Origin of the sequence: Cryobacterium sp. Y62, from assembly GCF_002929785.1 — a bacterium.
Taxonomy (GTDB): domain Bacteria; phylum Actinomycetota; class Actinomycetes; order Actinomycetales; family Microbacteriaceae; genus Cryobacterium.
The window spans coordinates 1-19,032 of the sequence record NZ_PJJK01000094.1 but is presented as its reverse complement, the minus strand read 5'-3'; the positions used below and the strand labels follow the sequence as shown (position 1 = coordinate 19,032).

The 19,032-nt window shown below is 63.7% G+C and carries 20 protein-coding genes and 3 pseudogenes; 7 read left to right on the top strand and 16 right to left on the bottom strand.

Going from position 1 to position 19,032, the window contains the following annotated elements; translation table 11 throughout:
* Positions 1 to 69 precede the first annotated feature (69 nt).
* From mgrA to CXY71_RS06100, 4 genes are all read right to left on the bottom strand, one after another.
* Positions 70 to 1,095, bottom strand: a complete 1,026-nt coding sequence (mgrA, locus tag CXY71_RS06115; protein WP_104134774.1) for an L-glyceraldehyde 3-phosphate reductase — start codon at positions 1,093 to 1,095, stop codon at positions 70 to 72.
* A gap of 83 nt (positions 1,096 to 1,178) precedes the next feature.
* A complete protein-coding gene (locus CXY71_RS06110) occupies positions 1,179 to 1,409 on the bottom strand; it encodes a hypothetical protein (RefSeq protein WP_104134773.1) in 231 nt (76 codons plus the stop codon).
* 108 nt (positions 1,410 to 1,517) lie between these two features.
* The gene (locus tag CXY71_RS06105; protein ID WP_104134772.1) at positions 1,518 to 2,012 is read right to left on the bottom strand and encodes a Dps family protein; all 495 of its coding nucleotides are present in this window, start codon (positions 2,010 to 2,012) and stop codon (positions 1,518 to 1,520) included.
* Positions 2,013 to 2,153: 141 nt separating this feature from the next.
* Positions 2,154 to 2,438 (bottom strand): hypothetical protein, encoded by a 285-nt coding sequence (locus tag CXY71_RS06100; RefSeq protein WP_104134771.1) that lies wholly within the window; start codon positions 2,436 to 2,438, stop codon positions 2,154 to 2,156.
* A 139-nt stretch (positions 2,439 to 2,577) separates the two neighbouring features.
* Between CXY71_RS06100 and CXY71_RS06095 the strand changes: the two genes are divergently transcribed.
* Positions 2,578 to 3,135, top strand: coding sequence for an MOSC domain-containing protein (locus CXY71_RS06095; protein ID WP_104134770.1), 558 nt, complete (start codon positions 2,578 to 2,580; stop codon positions 3,133 to 3,135).
* 125 nt (positions 3,136 to 3,260) lie between these two features.
* Here CXY71_RS06095 and CXY71_RS06090 read toward each other — a convergent pair whose 3' ends face one another.
* Positions 3,261 to 4,100, bottom strand: coding sequence for a DarT ssDNA thymidine ADP-ribosyltransferase family protein (locus CXY71_RS06090; RefSeq protein WP_146072754.1), 840 nt, complete (start codon positions 4,098 to 4,100; stop codon positions 3,261 to 3,263).
* Between the two features lie 187 nt (positions 4,101 to 4,287).
* Positions 4,288 to 4,968 (bottom strand): HAD-IA family hydrolase, encoded by a 681-nt coding sequence (locus CXY71_RS06085; RefSeq protein WP_104134768.1) that lies wholly within the window; start codon positions 4,966 to 4,968, stop codon positions 4,288 to 4,290.
* A 139-nt stretch (positions 4,969 to 5,107) separates the two neighbouring features.
* Here CXY71_RS06085 and CXY71_RS06080 point away from each other — a divergent pair, with 139 nt between their 5' ends.
* Positions 5,108 to 5,851 (top strand): sulfite exporter TauE/SafE family protein, encoded by a 744-nt coding sequence (locus CXY71_RS06080; protein WP_104134767.1) that lies wholly within the window; start codon positions 5,108 to 5,110, stop codon positions 5,849 to 5,851.
* A 20-nt stretch (positions 5,852 to 5,871) separates the two neighbouring features.
* On the opposite strand, the gene CXY71_RS06075 is transcribed toward CXY71_RS06080, so the two are convergent.
* Together CXY71_RS06075 and CXY71_RS06070 are read right to left on the bottom strand one after the other, a co-directional pair.
* Entirely contained in the window at positions 5,872 to 6,633 is a 762-nt protein-coding gene (locus CXY71_RS06075) for an endonuclease/exonuclease/phosphatase family protein (RefSeq protein ID WP_233204486.1), read from the bottom strand.
* A gap of 116 nt (positions 6,634 to 6,749) precedes the next feature.
* Entirely contained in the window at positions 6,750 to 8,069 is a 1,320-nt protein-coding gene (locus CXY71_RS06070; RefSeq protein WP_104134766.1) for a short-chain fatty acid transporter, read from the bottom strand.
* Positions 8,070 to 8,276: 207 nt separating this feature from the next.
* On the opposite strand from CXY71_RS06070, the gene CXY71_RS06065 reads away from it, so the two are divergent.
* A complete protein-coding gene (locus tag CXY71_RS06065; RefSeq protein WP_104134765.1) occupies positions 8,277 to 8,876 on the top strand; it encodes a histidine phosphatase family protein in 600 nt (199 codons plus the stop codon).
* Positions 8,877 to 8,921: 45 nt separating this feature from the next.
* On the top strand, positions 8,922 to 9,065 hold the full coding sequence (locus CXY71_RS21020; protein WP_158252997.1) for a hypothetical protein: 144 nt from the start codon (positions 8,922 to 8,924) through the stop codon (positions 9,063 to 9,065).
* 39 nt (positions 9,066 to 9,104) lie between these two features.
* Here the strand turns inward: CXY71_RS21020 and CXY71_RS06060 are convergent, their stop codons facing one another.
* Positions 9,105 to 9,395, bottom strand: a complete 291-nt coding sequence (locus CXY71_RS06060) for a hypothetical protein (protein ID WP_104134764.1) — start codon at positions 9,393 to 9,395, stop codon at positions 9,105 to 9,107.
* Positions 9,396 to 9,462: 67 nt separating this feature from the next.
* Here CXY71_RS06060 and CXY71_RS06055 point away from each other — a divergent pair, with 67 nt between their 5' ends.
* Both CXY71_RS06055 and CXY71_RS06050 read left to right on the top strand, forming a co-directional pair.
* A complete protein-coding gene (locus CXY71_RS06055; RefSeq protein WP_104134763.1) occupies positions 9,463 to 9,735 on the top strand; it encodes a glutaredoxin domain-containing protein in 273 nt (90 codons plus the stop codon).
* A 150-nt stretch (positions 9,736 to 9,885) separates the two neighbouring features.
* Positions 9,886 to 10,158: a hypothetical protein gene (locus CXY71_RS06050; RefSeq protein ID WP_104134762.1), complete on the top strand. Its 273-nt coding sequence runs from the start codon at positions 9,886 to 9,888 to the stop codon at positions 10,156 to 10,158.
* Between the two features lie 107 nt (positions 10,159 to 10,265).
* Here CXY71_RS06050 and CXY71_RS21880 read toward each other — a convergent pair.
* From CXY71_RS21880 to CXY71_RS06020, 7 genes and pseudogenes are all read right to left on the bottom strand, one after another.
* Positions 10,266 to 10,421 (bottom strand): annotated as a pseudogene (locus CXY71_RS21880) (LLM class flavin-dependent oxidoreductase); the annotation flags it as partial.
* A gap of 14 nt (positions 10,422 to 10,435) precedes the next feature.
* The gene (locus tag CXY71_RS06040; RefSeq protein WP_104134761.1) at positions 10,436 to 15,292 is read right to left on the bottom strand and encodes an NAD-glutamate dehydrogenase; all 4,857 of its coding nucleotides are present in this window, start codon (positions 15,290 to 15,292) and stop codon (positions 10,436 to 10,438) included.
* Between the two features lie 209 nt (positions 15,293 to 15,501).
* On the bottom strand, positions 15,502 to 16,290 hold the full coding sequence (locus CXY71_RS06035) for a hypothetical protein (RefSeq protein WP_104134760.1): 789 nt from the start codon (positions 16,288 to 16,290) through the stop codon (positions 15,502 to 15,504).
* 284 nt (positions 16,291 to 16,574) lie between these two features.
* A complete protein-coding gene (locus CXY71_RS06030; protein WP_368665867.1) occupies positions 16,575 to 17,120 on the bottom strand; it encodes a Wadjet anti-phage system protein JetD domain-containing protein in 546 nt (181 codons plus the stop codon).
* Positions 17,098 to 17,145, bottom strand: a pseudogene (locus CXY71_RS22595) (hypothetical protein); the annotation flags it as partial. The pseudogene CXY71_RS22595 and the gene CXY71_RS06030, both read right to left, overlap by 23 nt.
* A gap of 70 nt (positions 17,146 to 17,215) precedes the next feature.
* Positions 17,216 to 17,638, bottom strand: a complete 423-nt coding sequence (locus CXY71_RS06025) for a type II toxin-antitoxin system VapC family toxin (protein WP_104134758.1) — start codon at positions 17,636 to 17,638, stop codon at positions 17,216 to 17,218.
* Complete coding sequence (locus tag CXY71_RS06020; RefSeq protein ID WP_104134757.1) at positions 17,635 to 17,862, bottom strand: plasmid stabilization protein; 228 nt, start codon at positions 17,860 to 17,862, stop codon at positions 17,635 to 17,637. The genes CXY71_RS06025 and CXY71_RS06020 overlap by 4 nt, the downstream gene beginning before the upstream one ends.
* Positions 17,863 to 17,971: 109 nt before the next feature.
* Between CXY71_RS06020 and CXY71_RS06015 the strand changes: the two are divergent.
* Positions 17,972 to 18,868: pseudogene (locus CXY71_RS06015) on the top strand (M20/M25/M40 family metallo-hydrolase).
* The last annotated feature ends 164 nt before the right edge of the window (positions 18,869 to 19,032 follow it).

Genomic DNA, 19,032 nt, shown 5'->3' with positions numbered 1-19,032 from the left:
TGGCGTGATCGCCCGGCTTTCCTGAATTGGCCACGTGGCCAGCCTAGAACAGAGCCGAGACAGGCTGGGCTAGACGTTGCTGGAAGGCGCCCACAGGTTGATGCCGTTGTCGACGGCGTGCACGTCGATGGCGGTGAGTTCCTCGGCGCTGAACTCGAGGTTTTGCAAGGCTCCTACGTTCGCCTCGAGCTGAGCTACCGACGATGCCCCAATAAGAGCGCTGGTCACTTCGGAGTTGCGCAGGATCCAGGCCAGGGCCATCTGGGCGAGCGACTGACCGCGTTCGGAGGCGATCTCGGTCAATGCTCGGATGTGGACGAGTGCCTCGGTGCTCACCATAGACTTTTTCGCCGAGCCGTCGCGCGCGACGCGCGAGTCCGCCGGGATACCCCCGAGATAACGGTCGGTGAGCAGACCCTGGGCCAGCGGCGAGAACGCAATGCAGCCAGCTCCGATGTCCTCGAGGGTGTCGAGCAGGTCGCCCTCGACCCACCGGTTGAACATCGAGTACGAGGGCTGGTGAATCAACAGCGGTGTGCCAAGATCGGCCAGAATCGCCGCGGCCTCACGGGTGCGCTGCGGCGAGTACGAGGAGATGCCGGCATACAGGGCGCGGCCACTGGTGACGGCCGTGTGCAGCGCTCCCATCGTCTCTTCGAGCGGGGTGTCGGGGTCGGCGCGGTGAGAGTAGAAGATGTCGACGTAGTCGACTCCCATGCGGCCGAGCGATTGGTCGAGGCTCGACAGCAGGTACTTGCGGGAGCCGAAATTGCCGTAGGGGCCCGGCCACATGTCGTAACCTGCCTTGGTAGAGAGCACGACCTCGTCGCGGTGCGCGGCGAAATCCTCGCGGAACAGCTGGCCGAAGTTCGTTTCGGCCGAGCCGTACGGGGGGCCGTAGTTGTTGGCGAGGTCGAAATGGGTGATGCCCAGGTCGAAAGCCCGGCGCAGAATAGCCCGCTGCGTTGCGAGCGGCTTGTCATCGCCGAAGTTCTGCCACAACCCCAAGGAGATCGCGGGAAGTTTGAGGCCGCTGCGTCCGACGCGGCGGTAAGGCATGGACTCATATCGAGAGTCATTAGGAATGTAAGTCATTCGATTATTCTTCCACTCCGAGGCCACGCTAAACGCGTGTACGAACCATAGTCGGGGCATCCGCTCGCGTGCAGCCGGCGAAGTCACTGCGCCGCTTGGGCAGCGGTCCCCGCGGCGAATACGCCCCAGGTGTGGCCGGACTGGGCGCCCTGGCCGGCTTGGGTGAGAATCGCCCGCGCGTCGAGGTGCGCCTCGGCTACCCGCGCCGCAGTGAGGTCGGCCGCCGCGAGAGTGGCGTAGCGAACAGGGCAGCCGTTTCGCCCTTCCCCGGTCGGGGAATGGATGCGAGACTGCTCGCGAATGCAATCGCCCACTGCGCGTCACCGTTGATCTCCAGGGCAGCAGCACTGAGCTCAACCAGACGGATATGCGATTCATGCCTCATGACTGCCCCTCGATCCACGCGGAACTAACCGAGTGCGCTATGTTTTGGACGCCCGCGAGGCGGATTTCAGTGCTGCACGCTTGCGCGGTTTACGGTTCTCCGCACTGACCATCCAGGAATACTGCTCGAGCTTTCCAATGAAGGCGTGCAGAATATCGGCGCTCGTGGGGTCTTCCTCATCGACTTCATCGTGCACTTTGCGCATGTTTTCGACGGTGGCGTCAAGCCGTTCGGTGATGAGCGTCACCGTCTCGGCCGTGTCGACTTCGCCATCGGGAAACTTGGGCAGATGGGTGTTTTTGGTGACCGTCTCGCTGCGGCCATCGGGCATGGCGTCGAGGGCACGCATCCGCTCGGCTACTTCGTCGGAGAATTCGCGGGCATCGAGAATGATCTCGTCGAGTTGCAGGTGCAGGTCGCGAAAGTTCTTGCCGACGACGCTCCAGTGCGCTTGTTTGCCCTGAACGTGCAACTCAATCAGGTCGACCAGTACGGACTGCAGGTTGTTACTGAGTGTTTCTGAGGCTTTCATGGTGTCCTTTCAATTGGAGGAATTTGCCTCGAGACCATATCACCGGAGGTGATTCCGGTTCAGAATGCCACCACCTCTGTCGGGGCCGCAGGCCCGAATTGTGGCCCCCGGTTTTCGGGCGTTCCGTCGGCCGCCTGTCCGTCAGTCTCGCGGTGGGCGCGGTTTGCTGTACTTTTTATGTGCGGTCTGCGGAGCGGTACCGAGAATGCGCGCGATGTCGGCCCAGGAGCATCCGCCATCGCGCATCGCGTTGACCGCCGCGGTTACTCGGAGGTTGACCTCTACCCGATCTCGTACCGCGCGTTCCAGTTCGTGTTCGAGGGCTCGATACGGACGTGCAATATGCGGGGCGATATCTTCTGCGCCCGGAAAAACGGGTGCGGATTCGTCGGGCTGATCGTTCTTATCGGGTGCAACGCTGGTCATTGAGAAACCTTTCCATTGATGCAATGTAGGCCTCGAGCGGTGCCGCGTCAACGGGGTTACACAGACACGGTGACGCATCCGGTTAAAGGGCTGCTGGCACGCCTTCGAACGTGCGTGCGCCTGTGACAGAATCGTCTGCATGACAGACGACAGGCGCCCCGGCACGATCATTTCGGTCAGCCGCGACGACAAGCACCGTTTCAGCAAACCGGCAGTGGGCAGCATCCGTTTGCTGGCCGGAATCGGAGTCGAGGGCGACTCCCACGCCGGAGCCACCGTGCAGCACCGCTACGCAAAGAAGCGCAACCCCTCGGCACCGAACCTGTGTCAGGTGCACTTCTTAGCCGCCGAACTGTTCGACGAGCTCGTGCCGACCGGGTATACCGTGGCGCCGGGCGAGCTCGGCGAGAACGTGACCACCGCCGGAATCGACCTGATGACGCTGCCACTTGGCACCCGACTTTACCTCGGTGCCCAGGCCGTAGTCTCGATCACCGGCATGCGTAGCCCGTGCTCGCTCATCAACGGCTACCAACGAGGCTTGATGAAACAGCTCATTAAAACGGATGCCGCCGGCACAGTGCATCGCCGCGGCGGCATCATGGGCGTTGTTGTCACCGGCGGGGTCGTCAACCCGGGCGACGGCATTCGGGTGGAACTGCCCGCCGGCGAATACCTCCCCCTTGGGGTCGTCTAGTGGTTACCGCATCATTATCGCGGCCGGTTTCACGCCCGCATCTGGTTCGGCCAACCTTCGGGAACGGGGCCCATGCCAGATCATGCGCCCCGTTTCCGGCCCCGAGCCCAGGCAGGTAGGGAGGGCTACTGGGGGTCGGCGGAGCTGTGGAACCACGGCGGGTAGACCGCGACCTTGGGCTTGAACGCGCTCGACTTCAAGATACCCCGAACCGTCTCGCGCACGTTGTCGTTACAGACTCCGATGAGTGTTACCAGCTCCATCGGGACAGCGTCGGGCACGAGCAGCTCGGCTTCGAGAATCATCGCGCCATCGGCTTCGGCGCGAAGCGTTTGCAGCATGCGCTCGGCCGTGGCCGCTGTGGCACCGAACCGGGTGAGCGTTCCGGCCGCATCACCGTCGGTTACGGCGACCAGGCTGGGAACGAGGGGGGTCTCGTCGTCGGTGGTGGAAGCATCCGTCATAGTCGTCGCGACGAGCCCGTCGTTGATCTTCTTCACGGTGCTCACGAGCATGACGAAGTCGAAGGCCTCGGAGCCGTGGGCGTCGAGGGCGAGGCGCGAGTCGGCAGCGTCGGCAGCGTCGGCACGAATGCTCTCCCACACGGTCGCATTCGGCGACAGGAAGAACGGCACATACTCGGCAACACTACGTTCGGTGCCAGCGACGAGGGCGTCGCGACGCGATTCGCGCGTGGCCGGCGCCGAGATGTCCACGGCGGGTCGGGTGGTAAGAGCAGCGCTGGCGAACAGGCATCCGTCGCGCAGAATGGCGGCGAGGTTGCTGATGTGGGTGAGGTGGTACACGCGCTGTTCGTCGACGTTGTCGGTCGAGTTCTTCTCGGCGCGCACCGGGCGGGGCGCGCCAGCCACGCGAACCGGGCGAGCCACGCGGGCGGGCGGCATGGCTGCAGTGGGCAGTGGGTCGCGCAGGGACGACAGCTTGGGGGCTCGGGTCTTCTTCACCGGCACCAGGGGCTCAGTAATGACTTTGGGATAACACAGAGCGCACAATTTGCCCTCAAGTCCGTGGATGCATTCGTCGTCCAAGTGCCAAAACCTTTCTCGTCGCGGCTCGCGCCACCCGGAAAAGCCGAACGTGCATACCGACTATTAACGTTACGTTCATTTGGGTCCGGGCGGTGACCGTTCTTCAGCTTTTCGGTGACTCCACGTGAACGATCAGACCGTCAGGTGTGACCTCAATGCGCAACGAGTCGAGCCCGAGCACGACCAGATCGGCGTCGAGCTCTGCGGCTGGGTAGGTTCCCGCGACGGCGATCGTGGTGCAGCCGGCGGCGCGACCGGCCTGCAAGCCGGCGGGTGCGTCCTCGATCACCAGGCAGCGGCTCGGGTCGACGCCAAGCCGCGCGGCCCCCTTCAAAAACGGGTCGGGCTGGGGCTTGCCGTTCGGAGTGTCATCGATGGTCACGATCACTGCAGGCGCCGGAAAAGCGGATGCTGCCAGCCTTGCTGTGGCCAGCGGCCGGGCGCAGGACGTGACGATCGCACGCCGCGCTTCGGGCAGGCTCGACATGAGCGCGGCAGCGCCGGGCAGCACGGTGATATCGTTCGTGTCGGCCGTTTCGAGCGCAAGGACGCGGGCCAAGGCTTCGTCAACCCGGTCGGCCGGTACGAGTTCTTCGATGATGTCGCGCGCCGGGCGGCCGTGGGCTGTGTCGTCCTTCGCCACGCCCCACTCCTGCGCCCAGGTCGCCCAGGAGCGGTCGACTGCCGGCGTGGAGTCGATGAGGGTGCCGTCCATATCGAACAGCACGGCATCGAAGGTGCGCCCCTGCAGAACGTTCTCGGTGGGCAAACTCGGGTGGGGCATCCACTGTCCTTTTCTCGATCCGATCGGGTGCCTGCCGTGCGGCGGCCCCGCATTAACGGTAGCCCACGCGTTCGCGACGTCGCTCGGTGCTGTCGGGCCGGTATCGTTGGATGCAACAACCGAGCTGGGAGACCGTACCGTGTGGACGACCGTTCTGGTGATTGCGGCCGTGCTGATCGGCTCCAGCATGCAGCGCATCACCGGCATGGGGTTTGCTCTGGTAGCTGCGCCCTTTCTGGTACTGCTGCTGGGGCCAATTGACGGTGTCATCGTGGTCAACGTTTGCGGGGCACTCACCGCCGGCGTGATCCTGACGCGCGTGTTTCGACACGTGGACTGGCGCCGCTACGGCATTCTGGCGGTTTGCGCCGTGATCGGCATCGTGCCGGGCTCGTACGTTTTGCAGTTCGTTCCGCTGGCCTGGCTTGAGATCTCGATCGGTGTACTGGTCGCCGCCGGGCTGACCGTATCGGTGAATCTCGGCCGGGTTGTCGTGCGGGATCGGCTGAGTTTTCGCGTGATAGCCGGCATGACGAGCGGGGTCATGAACACGACGGCCGGCGTCGGGGGCCCGGCGGTGAGCATCTACGCGATCGCCACCGGCTGGCCGCAGGGGTCCTTCGCCGCCACGATGCAGCCGTATTTTCTCACCATCGGGCTGGCATCGCTGTCGTCTAAATTTGCCCTCGGATCCGCTGGCGTGCCGCAGTTGCCCGTACTGGTCTGGATTCTGATCGGGTGCGCCTGCCTCGTCGGGCTCACCGTCGGCGACCTGCTGTCACGGATGATCGAGCCGCACGTTGCGCGGCGCCTGCTCGTGATCGTGGCGTACCTCGGGTCGTTTGCGACGATCGTTCGCGGCGTGCTCGAGCTGCTCGCCTGACCGCGCGAAATGCTGCGGGGTTAGATCGTGAAGTCGGCGCCCTCGACCATCACAGACTCACCGGTAGCGGGATCGGCCAGGTGATGCGCGGCATCAGTTTGTATCGGTTGTTCGTCGGGATAAGTGGCCGTCACCAGAATGGGCATGTGATCTGAGGTGCCCTGCGGAAGGGTCTCCACGTTGGTGATCGCCAGACCCATTGAGGTCGCGAGGTCGAAGTGTCCGCGAAAGAACTTGTACCGGGTGTAGGTGCGGGTGTCGCTGAGGGTCAGGTCGTAACCAGACTGGTTGACCTTGTTGCCGAGCTTGCCCTGAAAGATCGGGTAGTTGTAGTCGCCGACCATGAGGCTCGGCAGACCGGGACCGAGCAGGCTGAGCTCTTCGTGAGCGCTGCGAATCTGGTTGCGGCGCAGGGAGTTGAGCGCGGTCAGGGGAGCTGCGTGAAAGGATGCGACGACCAGCTCACGCTGGGCGACGTTGTCGATCAGGCGGGTGGCGATCAAACGCTCGTGTGCGGGCGCTGCCAGGTGATCGTGCAGGGATTTCTTGAGCGCGAAGGCCTGGGTCTTGATCGCCGTATAGCGGTCCCGGTTGTAGTAGATGGCCAGGCCCAGCCGGTTGCGTCGGGTCGCGTCGGCCAGGTGCAGAGTACCGACCTCGGTCGGCAGGTCGATGGTGTTGCATTCCTGCAGGCAAAGAATATTAGGACTGTAACGCTCGGACAGCGCGACGAGTTCGCCGCTGGCACGATTCTTGCGGAGGTTGTAACTAATGACCCTCATGGCACCCGTCTCAGACTTGATGGCTTTGAGACCAGCCTACGACTCTCGTCGGGGTTGAAAATGAACTTCCATCGTGAATTGAAAGACGCGCAGGCGGCGTCCAGTCTGCGCCCGCGTTAGCCGGCACCGACGATGAACATCGTCGCGATGAAGACCAGGCCGGCCGCCAGAAAGGTGATCGTGGTATAGCCGAGAATGTCGCGCATCTTCAGCCCGGCGATTGCCAGCAGCGGCAGCGCCCAGAACGGCTGGATCATGTTGGTCCACTGGTCGCCGTAGGAGACGGCCATGATGGCGACCGAGGGGTCAACGCCGAGCCGTTCAGCCGCATCGAGCATGATCGGGCCCTGCACGGCGAACTGGCCCCCGCCGGAGGGCACGAAGAAGTTCACCAGTCCGGCCGCGAGCAGCGCCATAGCGCCGAAGGTTGCCGGGGTCGACACGTTCACGAAGAAGTCGGAGAAGACGCCGATCAGCCCGGAACCGACCATCATGCCCAAAATACCGGCGTAGAGCGGAAACTGCAGCAGGATATCGCCGACGTTGGAGGCGGCGTCTTTGGTGAGCCGAATCAGCTCGAACGGGTTGCGCACCAGCAGGAAGATGAGCGCGAGGAATGTCCAGTTGACGATGTCGAGCGTGAGGGTTCCGCCCTCGACGAAGTGAACGACCAGGTAGGCGACGAGTGCGAGCCCCACGATCAGGGTCAGGATGCGGCTGGCATCGAGGCGGTCAGCGGGCGTCACAACCGGTTCCTCGGCGACCTGCTTGTCGCGGGCATCGACCTCAAGCACGAAGATCGGAGCGTTGCGTCGCGGGGCGACGAGCGCCAGCGCCAGCGCCACCACCACGATGGTGGCGACGGCCGCCAAAATATTCCAAACAGAGAATGTGGTGTCGCTGAGCGAAATGGTGCGACCCAGTTGCTCGGCCAGGAAGGAGCCCTCGGTGGCGGCGGTGAGCGGTCCCGACCCGGAATATCCCATGTGCCAGATCACAAAGCCGGAGTAGCCGGCGGCAACCAGGAGCGGAAAGTGCACCGGAACGCCCTTGGCGCGCAGCTGAAAAGCCACCTCCTTGGCCAGCAGCCCACCGACCACGAGGCCGAGGCCCCAGGTGATCAGGCACGCCACCGCGGCGACGGTGAACACGAAAATGTAGGCCTGAAGTGCTGTGCGTGGCACCGCACCCAGACGAACCAGCAGCCGGTGTACCAGGGTCGTGTTGGCCAGAATGTGACCGAGCAGCAGCACGAGGGCCATCTGTGTCATGAAGGCGAGCAGCCCAGCGAGACCATCACCCCAACTCCGCACGACATCGATCGGGCCGGAATCGGTGAGCACCAGGGCCAGAATGGCCACGATCACGGTCAGCACGATCACGAACACGAGCGCGCTCGGAATGAATCGTTCGACGAGCGTGTTTATCGGGCGCATGAAAGCGGCGGCTGGGCCACTGGCGCGCTTTTCGGTGGCAGTTGACACGATGGTCCCCCCTGAATTGCTACAGCATTGCGGCTCAGGGCGTCTGCACTGACGTACTAAACATAGCAGGCGGGTCGTCCGCTCCCCCGGCGGGGCAGCAGCGGCTGGGCCGAAACGTAGACTTGAAGGGCAGCACAATGGCCAATGCGAGGAGCCCGAATGACCCAGAACGACATCGTTCTTATTCGCCACGGCCAGACCGAGTGGAGCATCTCCGGCCAGCACACCGGACGCACCGACGTTCCCTTGACCGACTTCGGCCGCCAGCAAGCGGATGCCCTCGGTGAGATGCTGGACGGCCAGCATTTCGATCGGGTCTACTCCAGCCCGCTCGTGCGCGCCTGGGAGACCATGGAGCGGGCCGGTTACTCCAGCCAGGGTGTGGCGAACGACGACGTTCTGGAGTGGGACTACGGGGTCTATGAGGGGCGCCGCACCGTCGACATCCGCTCAGAGATACCCGGCTGGACCGTGTGGGGTAACCCAATTGTGGGCGGTGAAAGGGTCGATGAGGTGGGGGCGCGCGCCGACCTCGCGATCGAGGAATGCCTCGCCGCCGAGGGTCGCGTCGCGGTCTTCGCCCACGGACATTTTCTGCGTATCATGACCGCGCGCTGGATGGGCCTGCCAGCAGTCGCTGGCAAAAATCTCAGCCTCGGCACTGCAACCGTCTCCACCCTCGGCTGGGAACGCGAGAACCGAGTGCTGCAGATGTGGAACGACGCCTGCCACCTGAGCTCGATGGACCCGGTGGTCTGACGCTGCACGGACCAATACCCCTAGTTCGGGGTAGGAAGATTCTCTGTGTTGAAACCGTTGTCGTCGAGGCGTGCGAACGGAACTTCGACCGACGTGTTCATCTTTCAGGTCTCTCAGGACCGGCAGCAGGCCTCAGCCCAGAACCTGATTTGGCAGGTGGCCGCGCCCGTCGAGCAAGCCACCGGGTGAGGACGTGGGTAACGTATCGTCCCGTACGCCCTCACCAGTTCAGCGCACCGGCACCCAGGCACCCTTGACGCGCTCGGTGACCAGGGACGCCCGCAACTCGGCGACAACGCGCAGGTCGGCCACCACGTGGGCGCCGATCTGCAGGGCTGACGCCGCGTCATCCGCTGTAAAACGTACGATGACCCGAGCCGCGCCGGCGACGATGGTGAGGTCGGAGGCCTCTACCGTGGTGAATTCCGCCGCCGCCGCCGCGGCCCGCGGCACGACCGAGGCCGGCTCCGTTCCCGGGTGCAGGGAGTCGATACTCATGGTGACGCGATAAGAAGGCATGGTTTCAGGGTACGGGCAGCGGCTGCCTTTCAAGGGCACACCCAGCCGCCCGGCTTAGGATGCTGGTATGACTGATACCACTGTCCCAGCTGCTCGCATCACGATGTATGGAGCCGAGTGGTGCGGTGACTGCCGCCGTTCCAAGTCGCTGCTCGACCGCCTTGAGGTCGACTACGACTATGTCGACCTGCTGCTCGTCGAGGATGGCGCCGATCGTGCCCGCGCCATCAGCGGTCGCACCAACATTCCCGTCATCGTATTTCCCGACGACACGCACATGGTGGAGCCAAGCGACGCCGAGGTGCGCACGAAGCTCGTGGTGCTCGGCCGCATCAGCTGACCAGCCGCCGACCGCGCACGCTGGCCGGCTCGCTTAAACGCGCCCGGTCGGTGAACCGCTTCGTGCTACTGTCAGCCCAGGTACCAACGGGGGTCGCACATGCACGCAACGGTCACACAGAGATCGCGCCGCGTTCCTATTTCGCTGTGGGTGAGCATCGTACTGTTTCTGCTGTACAGCGCGCTGGGCATTGCCGTTGGCGTCTCAATCGCCACGGACCCGGCGGCCGTGCTGGCGTTATTGACGGTGTCACCGCTCATGTTCGTCGGCATGGTCGTCTCGGTGGTGGATATCGTGCGCACCCGCAAACGCGGCGGCGCCGACCAATCGTATACCCGGCTCCAGTGGGTCGGTCTCGTGCTCATGGCCGTAGCCATGCCGATCTGGGTGACCGTCGCCATTCTGATCGCCACGCTGGTATAAACCGGGCCAGCGCCAGCCGAGGTCGGGCGCGATCTGTTCACCCTGCAAATCACCAAATAGAACGCTGGTGTCTTCGGTGAGCAGGGTCGAACTCATGCGGTTCATGTCGCCATATACAGCGGATTTTCGTAACGCATATCGATGACGCCGGTGCCGAGTTCGATTCGGCTGGTGCGGGCGGCCATCGCGGCGAGCAGCGGAAACGGCGACGCGAACTGCGGGGCAAAATGGTGCACTCGCAGGTAAGCGCCGTCGATTCCGAGGCTCTCTGTCGTGGTTAGCGGCGCACGATGGAACGCAGCAGCCGCACGGCAACCGACAGCGACGCCATGTCGTCTTGCGCGAGGGAGTTGACCTCCTCGAATACGCTGCGTGCCCGGCCCAACTGTTCGGCGTTGAGTGCTTCCCAGGCGAGAAGGCGTTCGTCAGGGACGCCGGCATCCGTTTCATCGAGCACGGACCTGGCCATGTCGGCGACCGTGGAGTACAGGTCGTCGCGCAGGGCAGCGCGAGCGAGGGCCTGCCAGCGGTCCTTGCGCGGCAGCTTGGTGATGCGCTCCAGCAGGTTGTCGACACCGAACCGGTTATACACCGCGTAGTAGATAGGTGCGACCTCGGTGACCGGCACGTTGGACCGGGCGGCGACCTTGGCCACGTCCAGCAACGCGTATGCCTCGAACAGCTCCGACCAACGGCGACCGAGGTCGTCGGGCAGGCCCCACTCCCTGGCCTGCTCCTGCTGGGTTTCGAGGCGTTTGAGGTCAGCACCCTGCAGGTACTCCCCGAGGTGCGCGCGCATCAGCGCGACCTGCGGCTGGTACTTCGCGATCACCGCAGCGACCGGCATGGCGCCACCGTGGTTGACTTGCCAGCGCACCGCACGGTCGAGCAGCCGACGAATGTCGAGATGAATCGCGGTCCACTTCTCGGTCGGGAACGATGACGGGAGGGCGTTGAGCTCGTCGACCATTTCGTCGAGTTCGAAGATTTCCCGCAGTGCCACGAAGGCCCGGGCGATCGTCGCCTGGTTCGCCGACGTCTCTTCCATCGTGCGGAAGGCGAAGGTGATGCCGCCCAGGTTGATCATGTCGTTCGCGACGACCGTCGCGATGATCTCCCGGCGAAGCGGATGCGTATCCAGCTCGGCATCAAAACGTTCAGACAGGTGCGTCGGGAAATAACGCCGCAGCGTGCTGCCGAACCAGGGGTCCTCGGCCAGATCGCTATCACGCAGCGCGTTGGCCAGTTCGATTTTGGCGTAGGCCGCTAGCACGCTCAGCTCTGGGCTGGTCAGCCCCTGGCCCTGGTCGAGGCGCTCGCGCAACGTGGCCGTCGTCGGCAGTGCCTCGAGTTCACGCTGCAGATCGCCGGATGCTTCGAGCCAGTTCATCAGGCGCTCGTAGCTCGGGCTCCAGTTGTTCACGAGCACCCGGTCGTTGAGCAGCAGAATGTTCTGATCGACGTTGTCGACCAGAACGAGGCGGCCGACCTCGTCGGTCATCTCAGCGAGAAACTCGGCCCGTTCGGCGGGGTCGAGCTTACCAGCAGCGACCATGCGGTCCACGAAGATCTTGATGTTGACTTCGTGGTCGGAGCAGTCCACTCCGGCGGAGTTGTCGATCGCGTCCGTGTTGAGAATGACGCCGCCCAGGGCAGCTTCGATGCGTCCGAGTTGGGTGAAGCCGAGGTTTCCGCCCTCGCCAACGACTTTGACCCGTAGGTCCTTACCGTCGACGCGAATGGAATCGTTGGCCTTGTCGCCGACCTGCGCTGCGGTTTCGGTACTGGCCTTCACATAGGTGCCGATTCCGCCGTTGTAGAGCAGATCGCTCGGGGCCAGCAGAATCGCCCGCAGCAGCTCCGGCGGGCTCAGGTGCGTGGTGCCCTCGGGCAAACCGAGTACCACCTGAACCTCGGCCGAGATCGGAACAACCTTGGACTGGCGCGGAAAGACGCCACCGCCGGCGCTGATCAGGTCTGTCGAGTAGTCCGCCCAGGACGAACGCGGCAGTTCGAACAACCGCTTACGCTCGGCAAAGGAGAGCGCCGGGTTGGGGGTCGGGTCCAGGAAGATGTGGCGGTGATCGAAGGCCGCGACGAGCTTGGTGTGCTTCGAGAGCAGCATGCCGTTGCCGAACACGTCTCCCGACATATCGCCGACGCCGACCACGGTGAATTCCTCGGACTGGGCGTCAACGCCGAGTTCACTGAAGTGGCGTTTGACCGACTCCCAGGCGCCTTTAGCCGTGATGCCCATCTCTTTGTGGTCGTAGCCGACCGAACCGCCAGAGGCAAAAGCGTCACCGAGCCAGAAACCGTACTCTGCGGCGAGTTCGTTGGCGATGTCCGAGAACGAGGCCGTTCCCTTATCGGCCGCGACGACGAGGTAGGTATCCGCGTCGTCGTGGCTGACCACGCGGTTGGGCGGAACAACCCGCTCACCCTCGGGCGTTGCCACGAGGTTGTCGGTCAAATCGAGCAGCCCGCGCACGAAGGTTTGGTAACTCGCGATGCCCTCGGCCATCCACGCCGCCCGGTCCAGGGCCGGGTCTGGCAGCTTCTTGGCGAAGAATCCGCCCTTGGCGCCGGTCGGCACGATGACTGCGTTCTTGACCGTCTGCGCCTTGACCAGCCCGAGCACCTCGGTGCGAAAATCCTCACGGCGGTCCGACCAGCGCAGACCACCGCGGGCAACCTTGCCGAACCGCAGGTGCACGCCCTCAACACGGGGCGAATACACCCAGATCTCGTACATCGGTCGCGGTGAGGGCATCTGCTCGATCTGCGACGGATCGAGTTTGATGCTCAGATACGGCTTGTACTGGAAGAAATTGGTGCGCAGCGAGGCTTCGATCAGGGTGATCAGCGTGCGCAGCACGCGATCGGCGTCGAGGGTGACGACCTGCTCCATGGCCAGGGTGAGCTGGGTGCGCACGTCGGCGACGCGCAGCATCCGCTCATCGTCGGTCAAATCGGGATCGAATCGAGCCTCGAACAGTGCCACCAGGCCACGCGTGACGGCCGGGTTAGCGAGCAGAGCGTTGGCGACGAAACCGTAGGAGTTGATGTTGCCGATCTGGCGCAGATATTTGGCATAGCTGCGCAGAATGACGACGCGGTGCCACGGCAGACCGTCTTGCAGTACCAGGCGATCGAGGCTGTCGGACTCGATGGCTCCGCTGATCGCGGCACCGAACGAGTCGGCGAGCAGGTTCCCGGTCGCGATCGGGTCGACTCCAGCCGGGTAGTGCAGGCCCAGGTCGTACAGGTAGAACCGGCGCCCGTCGGCGGTTTCGATGTCGAACGGCACCTCGTCGAGCACCTCGATACCGAGGTTCTGCAGAAACGGCAAAATCTGGCTCAGGCTCTTCGGTTCGGTCATGTACAGCTTGATACGGGCGTCTTCGGCGGGGTCACCGACATTTTGAGCCCGGTAGACGTGCAGTCCGGGGCGGGTGTGCGGGTCAGCAGGTGCTCCCACCTGCGCAGCGCAGGCCTCGAACCGACCGATGTCTTCGAGGGCATCGGTGATTTCATAGTCGACCCGGTAGCTGTCAGGAAAAGCCTCCGCCCACACGCTCGACAAGCGCTCGGCTTCTTCGACCGAGTGTGTTTCGCGCAACTCATCACTGATGCCCTCGGGCCACGACCGCACGGCCATGGCCAGGCGGTGTTCCAGGGCGGCGGCATCGACCGTGTCGGCGGCGACATCCTTAGGCAAGCGGATGCGATAGAACAGTCGCGCGAGCGCCGATTCGGTCATGCGCGCTTCGAAGTCGAGGGACTCCGAGTGGAACGTCTCCCGCAATGCCTTCTCGATGCGCAGCCGCACTGCGGTGTTGTAGCGGTCACGCGGCAGGTAGACCAGCGCCGACATGAACCGTCCGTAGATGTCGGGACGGAGGAACAGCCGGGTGCGCCGGCGCTCCTGCAGGCGTTGGATGGCTAGCGACGCAGTGACCAGGTCGGGGACTTCGATCTGGAACAGCTCGTCACGCGGGTAGGTTTCCATGATGCCCAGCAGGTCTTTTCCGCTGTGCGACTCGAGCGGAAAACCAACCTCGGTCATGACAGCCTTGACCTTTTCGCGCAGCACGGGCACGGCCGTCACCGAGCTCGTGTATGCGCTCGCGGCAAACAGACCGATGAAGCGCTGTTCTCCCTTGACCTGACCGGCGGCATCGAAACTCTTGATGCCGATGTAGTCGAAGTAGGCGGGGCGATGCACGGTGGAGCGCGAGTTGGCCTTGGTGATCACCAGGGCGGTGCGCTCGCGGGCTTTCTGCCGGCCGGCATCCGTTAGGTGCTGAATCTGGTGCCGGTCGTCGGCGGAACGCAGCAGGCCCAGGCCGCTGCCGTCGATGAGGGTGAGGACGTCTTCGCCGTCCTGGGTCTCAAGGTCGTATTCGCGGTAGCCGAGAAAGGTGAAGTTGCCTTCGTCGAGCCAGTGCAGCAGCTGCTGGGTCTGGGTGAGGTCCTTGACCTGCTCGGCACCGACGATCTGGTCGAGGGCGTTGGCGATCTGCATCGCCTTCGTGCGCATAAGCGGCCAGTCGGCGACAGCGGCGCGAACATCGCCGAGTACGGCGGTCACGCCGTCCACCAGCAGGGCCTGTTCCTCGTCGGTCGCACTATCGATCTCAATGGCGATCCACGACTCGAGGTGCGAGGCGTCATTGCCGGTGGCGATCAGGTGGGCAATATTGGGCATCGCCGAGGTGTCACCGCTGGAGACGCCGACCCCAGCCGGAATGCGGTTGATATCGACGAGTTCATTGCTGGCCTTGCTGCGGGCAACGATGAGCAAGGGGTGCACGACGAGGTGGATGGCGGAGTGCTGGCGCACCAGCTCGGCCGTGACCGAGTCGACCAGAAAGGGCATGTCGTCGGTGACGATATAGATGACGCTGCGACCGGGCTCATTCTGAATCTCGACCGTAGCCGTTTTCGGTACCCGGTGCTGCGCGACCAGCCAATGCGCTCGCGCTCGGGCTTGCAGTACTGGCGGGGAATAGTTCGCCGCGTCTTCGTCTGTCAGATGCTCATAATAATCAGTAATGAACGACTCGAGTGTGGAGTCAAGTGGGAATGAATCCGTCGGGGACAGACCCGTTGGGGTGAAACCAGACGACATCGAAAAAACGCCTCCATCAAATATCTGCGCAGGACTCCTGCGACGGGCACTTCGGTGTGCCCAGTCAAGCTAAATCATGGAGTTCCCTTACTTTCTCATCGTAGTGCTGGCCCCTACATCACAGCCGTGCCGCCGCAGAACCTGCGGCGGCACGAAAGAACTGATGAGCAGCCTGATATTAGCTTCGGCTTGGTCTCGGGCACGCTCGGTCAGTACCAGCCGACGGACTGCGAGTGCGACCAGGCCGCACACGGCGTTCCATAGGAGGAAGCCTTGATATAGCCCAGGCCCCAGCTGATCTGTGTCGTGGCGTTGGTCGCCCAGTCATTACCGGCCGAAGCCATCTTGCTGCCCGGCAGCGCCTGCGGAATGCCGGTCGCACCGCTATTGGAATTCAGCGCCGAGTAGGACCAGCCCGATTCCTTCTGCCACAGCCGGTCGAGGCAGCTGAACTGATCCTCGCCCCAGCCGTACTGGGACGCGGCCATTGAACGCGCTGTGGCGCGGGCGCCGGCGACGGTGTTGCTGCCCGTGAGGGACTCCATTCGAGTGGCTTCAGCGGCGGCCGCCGCCGCAGCCTCGGCTGCAGCAACTTCGGCTGCGAACCGGTCGACTTCGGCGGTGGCCGCAGCAACTGCGGCGGTCTGCGTCTTCGCCTCGATCGTGAGATCTTCGAGCTGGTCGATCGGCATGATCTCGTAACTGGCGAGCGAGCTGGCTACCGAGGTGAGGGTGGAGGCATCCACTTTGCTCACGCTGGCGGCAATGACCAGGTTGGCCTGCGAGAGGGCAACGGAGGCGCTGTCGCGACTGAGTGTCTCGCCGCGCTCCACGTAATAGTCAAGTTGTTGGAGCTGGCGGCCGGTGCTCTCGGCGAGTACGGTCGTGGCGGCGATGCTGTCATGCTTGGCATCTGCCGACTGGGCGGCGAATTCATTGCCGGCGACGAGGCCAGCGATGACGAGCACTGCGCTAGCGGCGAAGACGATCTGGTGCACGCGTTTGCGTTTGGGGTTTTCTCGGGCGGTACGAGCATGGGAAGTTTTAGAGATTTTTTGGCGCATATCCTTCATCGGGAGCGAGGACGCGGCGCTAGGTACGCCGGCCCGCCGGGTTTCGGGCTCGCGCACTTCGGGACGGCGCGGGCAAGGTCGCTAGCTTGCACCGCCTTTTTGAACAAAACCTCACGATTTTCTTCGAATGCCCTGACTTTCGGTCACGATCGCTCTGCCGTGGCATAATTTGCGACCCGTTCCGCGATCGATGGCTCCACTTCGGGCGGTTAGCCGGCCAGGCGATCGGGGTTCGCGGCGACGGCAAGCAGCCGAAGCAGGGCGTAGGACCACTCGATGCGTTCCTGCTCGAGGCGCACGTTTCCCTCCGAACGGATGCGTCCCAGCGCGGCCTGTTCCCCCGCCGTCAGCGTCGAATACGTTCCGCCGGCCGGCTTCGGCTCCGGCACCCAGAGATCACGAAATTGCAGCAGGGTCGCCTCGTCCATGAGGGTGCTCGTGACACTTCGGCAGCCCGCGCGGAGCGCGTGCAAAATAGCGAATCCGTCGGAGTCAAGGTCGCCCCAATAGATGACGCGGCCCGCGTTTATCCACGGGATGGCGCCGAGGCGCGGCGCAGCGTAGCCGCCGCCGTGCACGACGACCGCGCCCGGCAGATCAGGCATCGCAAACATGGTCTCGAGGTTTTCGAAGACGAACACCGTCGTCGGCGTGACGGCGAGTTCGGCCAGTTCCTCGACCGGCGCGATGTCCCTCGAGCCATTTGGTGTCGATTCCGCGAATGGGCAGCTGACGAATACGCCAACCGGATGCAGGGTGCTCGACCAGCCACGCGACCACCTGCAGCAGGACGCAGCAGGCATCCGTTCGCGGCACTTCACGAATTGTAGGAGTTATGCACTGCCGGCGGTCAGCGAGGCACCTCTGTCCACGGGTTTATCAGATCGATGCCGAGACCTTGAAAATCCTTGATATTTCTTGTGGCGAGCGCTACTCCCTTGGACCGACAGATCGCCGCGATCATGCCGTCCTCCACGCTGAGAAGATGCCCGCTCGCGCGTCGGGACTCCTGCATGAGCGCATAGACCCGCGCCGCGGTCTCGTCGTAGGGAAGCACTTGATCGGCGTAGCTCGTGAGCGTGCGCTCGATTGCCGTCATCAGTCCGTCCCGACGATGGCCGACCGGCAGGAGCCGAACCCCCGTGAGAATCTCACCGACACTGACCGACGTGAACGCCACGTCATCAGAGACTCGATTTAACCAGGCCAGCACCACACGGTCCGGGCTCGATCGAAGCGGCTCAGATACAACGTTGGTATCCAGCACGATCATGAGAGATCGAGTTTGCGACCGGTCGAACGATCCGGAAACTTCAGATCGTCACCTCGGAATTCCGCAGTCGCAGCGACCCACGCCCGGGCAAAGTCGCCGCCAAACACCGCAGCGCTCAGAATGGCTCGAGCCTCCGCCTCCATGGACTGATTGTGTGCGGCCGCGCGAACTTTCAGTCGGCGCTGTACCTCGTCATCAAGATTGCGAACCGTAATTGCGGCCATGTTGTCCCCCTTCGGCAGAGTGCTATCAATGCTAGCAAAAAGGTCGTCGTCGTACAGGATGGTCGGTGAAATGCTCCCGACGGTAAGACACTTTCTTTCGCTCCAGCGCCTGAGGCGGTGCTGCCAAAATTGCTGTCGCACTCAACCCGACCTGCGTTACCGTCTGCATCAGGAACCCGAAATCGGGCTGCAACTGACGCGCACCCAGGAGAAAGTGCTCGAGGCCCCCGCGGCCTTCCCGACGAGATCACGCTCGGGACCGCCATCACCTCGGTGACGGCGGTGCTGCGCGGAACCGGCGCGGCGGCATCCGCTTAACGGCCAGTCGTCTTGCTGCGCGGCGATATGGATGCGCTGCCCCTTCGAGAACGCACCAGGGTTGAGTTCAGCTCGCGCATCGACGGCGCCATGCACGCCTGCGGTCACGACCTGCACGTTTTCATAGCCGGCGCCCCCAACGGGCAATTCGCGAGCCGTGCCGGCACCCTAATGTCGGCCAGCGATGGCCTGACGGTGACGGTATATGGGGCCGAAGGGCACGGTTTCGCGCCGCACAATGCGCAGGATCCGGTGACCGTCATCGCCGAAATGGTCACCGGATTACAGGTGATGGTCACGCGCCAGTTCGACATGGCCAACCCTGTGGTGCTCTCGGTCGGGTTGCTGCAGGCCGGAACCAAGCGCAATATCATTCCCGAATCAGCGCGGCTGGAAGCGACCCTACGTTCTTACATTCCCCAGTCGCGGGAGAAACTGGCACGCGTCGTGCCCTGGCTGCTCGAGGGCATGGCGAACCCGCTCAGCGGCTCCGAAGACTTCTCGCGGGTATTGCAACAGGTTTCCGGGACCTTCGTCTTTCTCTCGGCCGCGCCAAGAAAAGCGGATGTGGCCGCCGCCTTCAACCACTCCCCCGCCGACCCTCGACGACGATGTCCTGGCCGACGGAACCGCCCTGTACACCCAGCTGGCGCTGTCACGGGTGGCCGAGTTGGCGGGCTTGGAGTGACTACGATCTTCCAGCCGTGACTACTGCCGAGTTTCGCAGGAAGAGGAACGGAAAAACTGGGCAACCATTGGGCAAGCACCTACTAGGTGCGCCAGGGTGGTTCTGGGCTGGGGGTGTTGGCTGGGTGGGTGTGGGCGGGGCGCCAGGTTTGCGTTGGGTCCCAG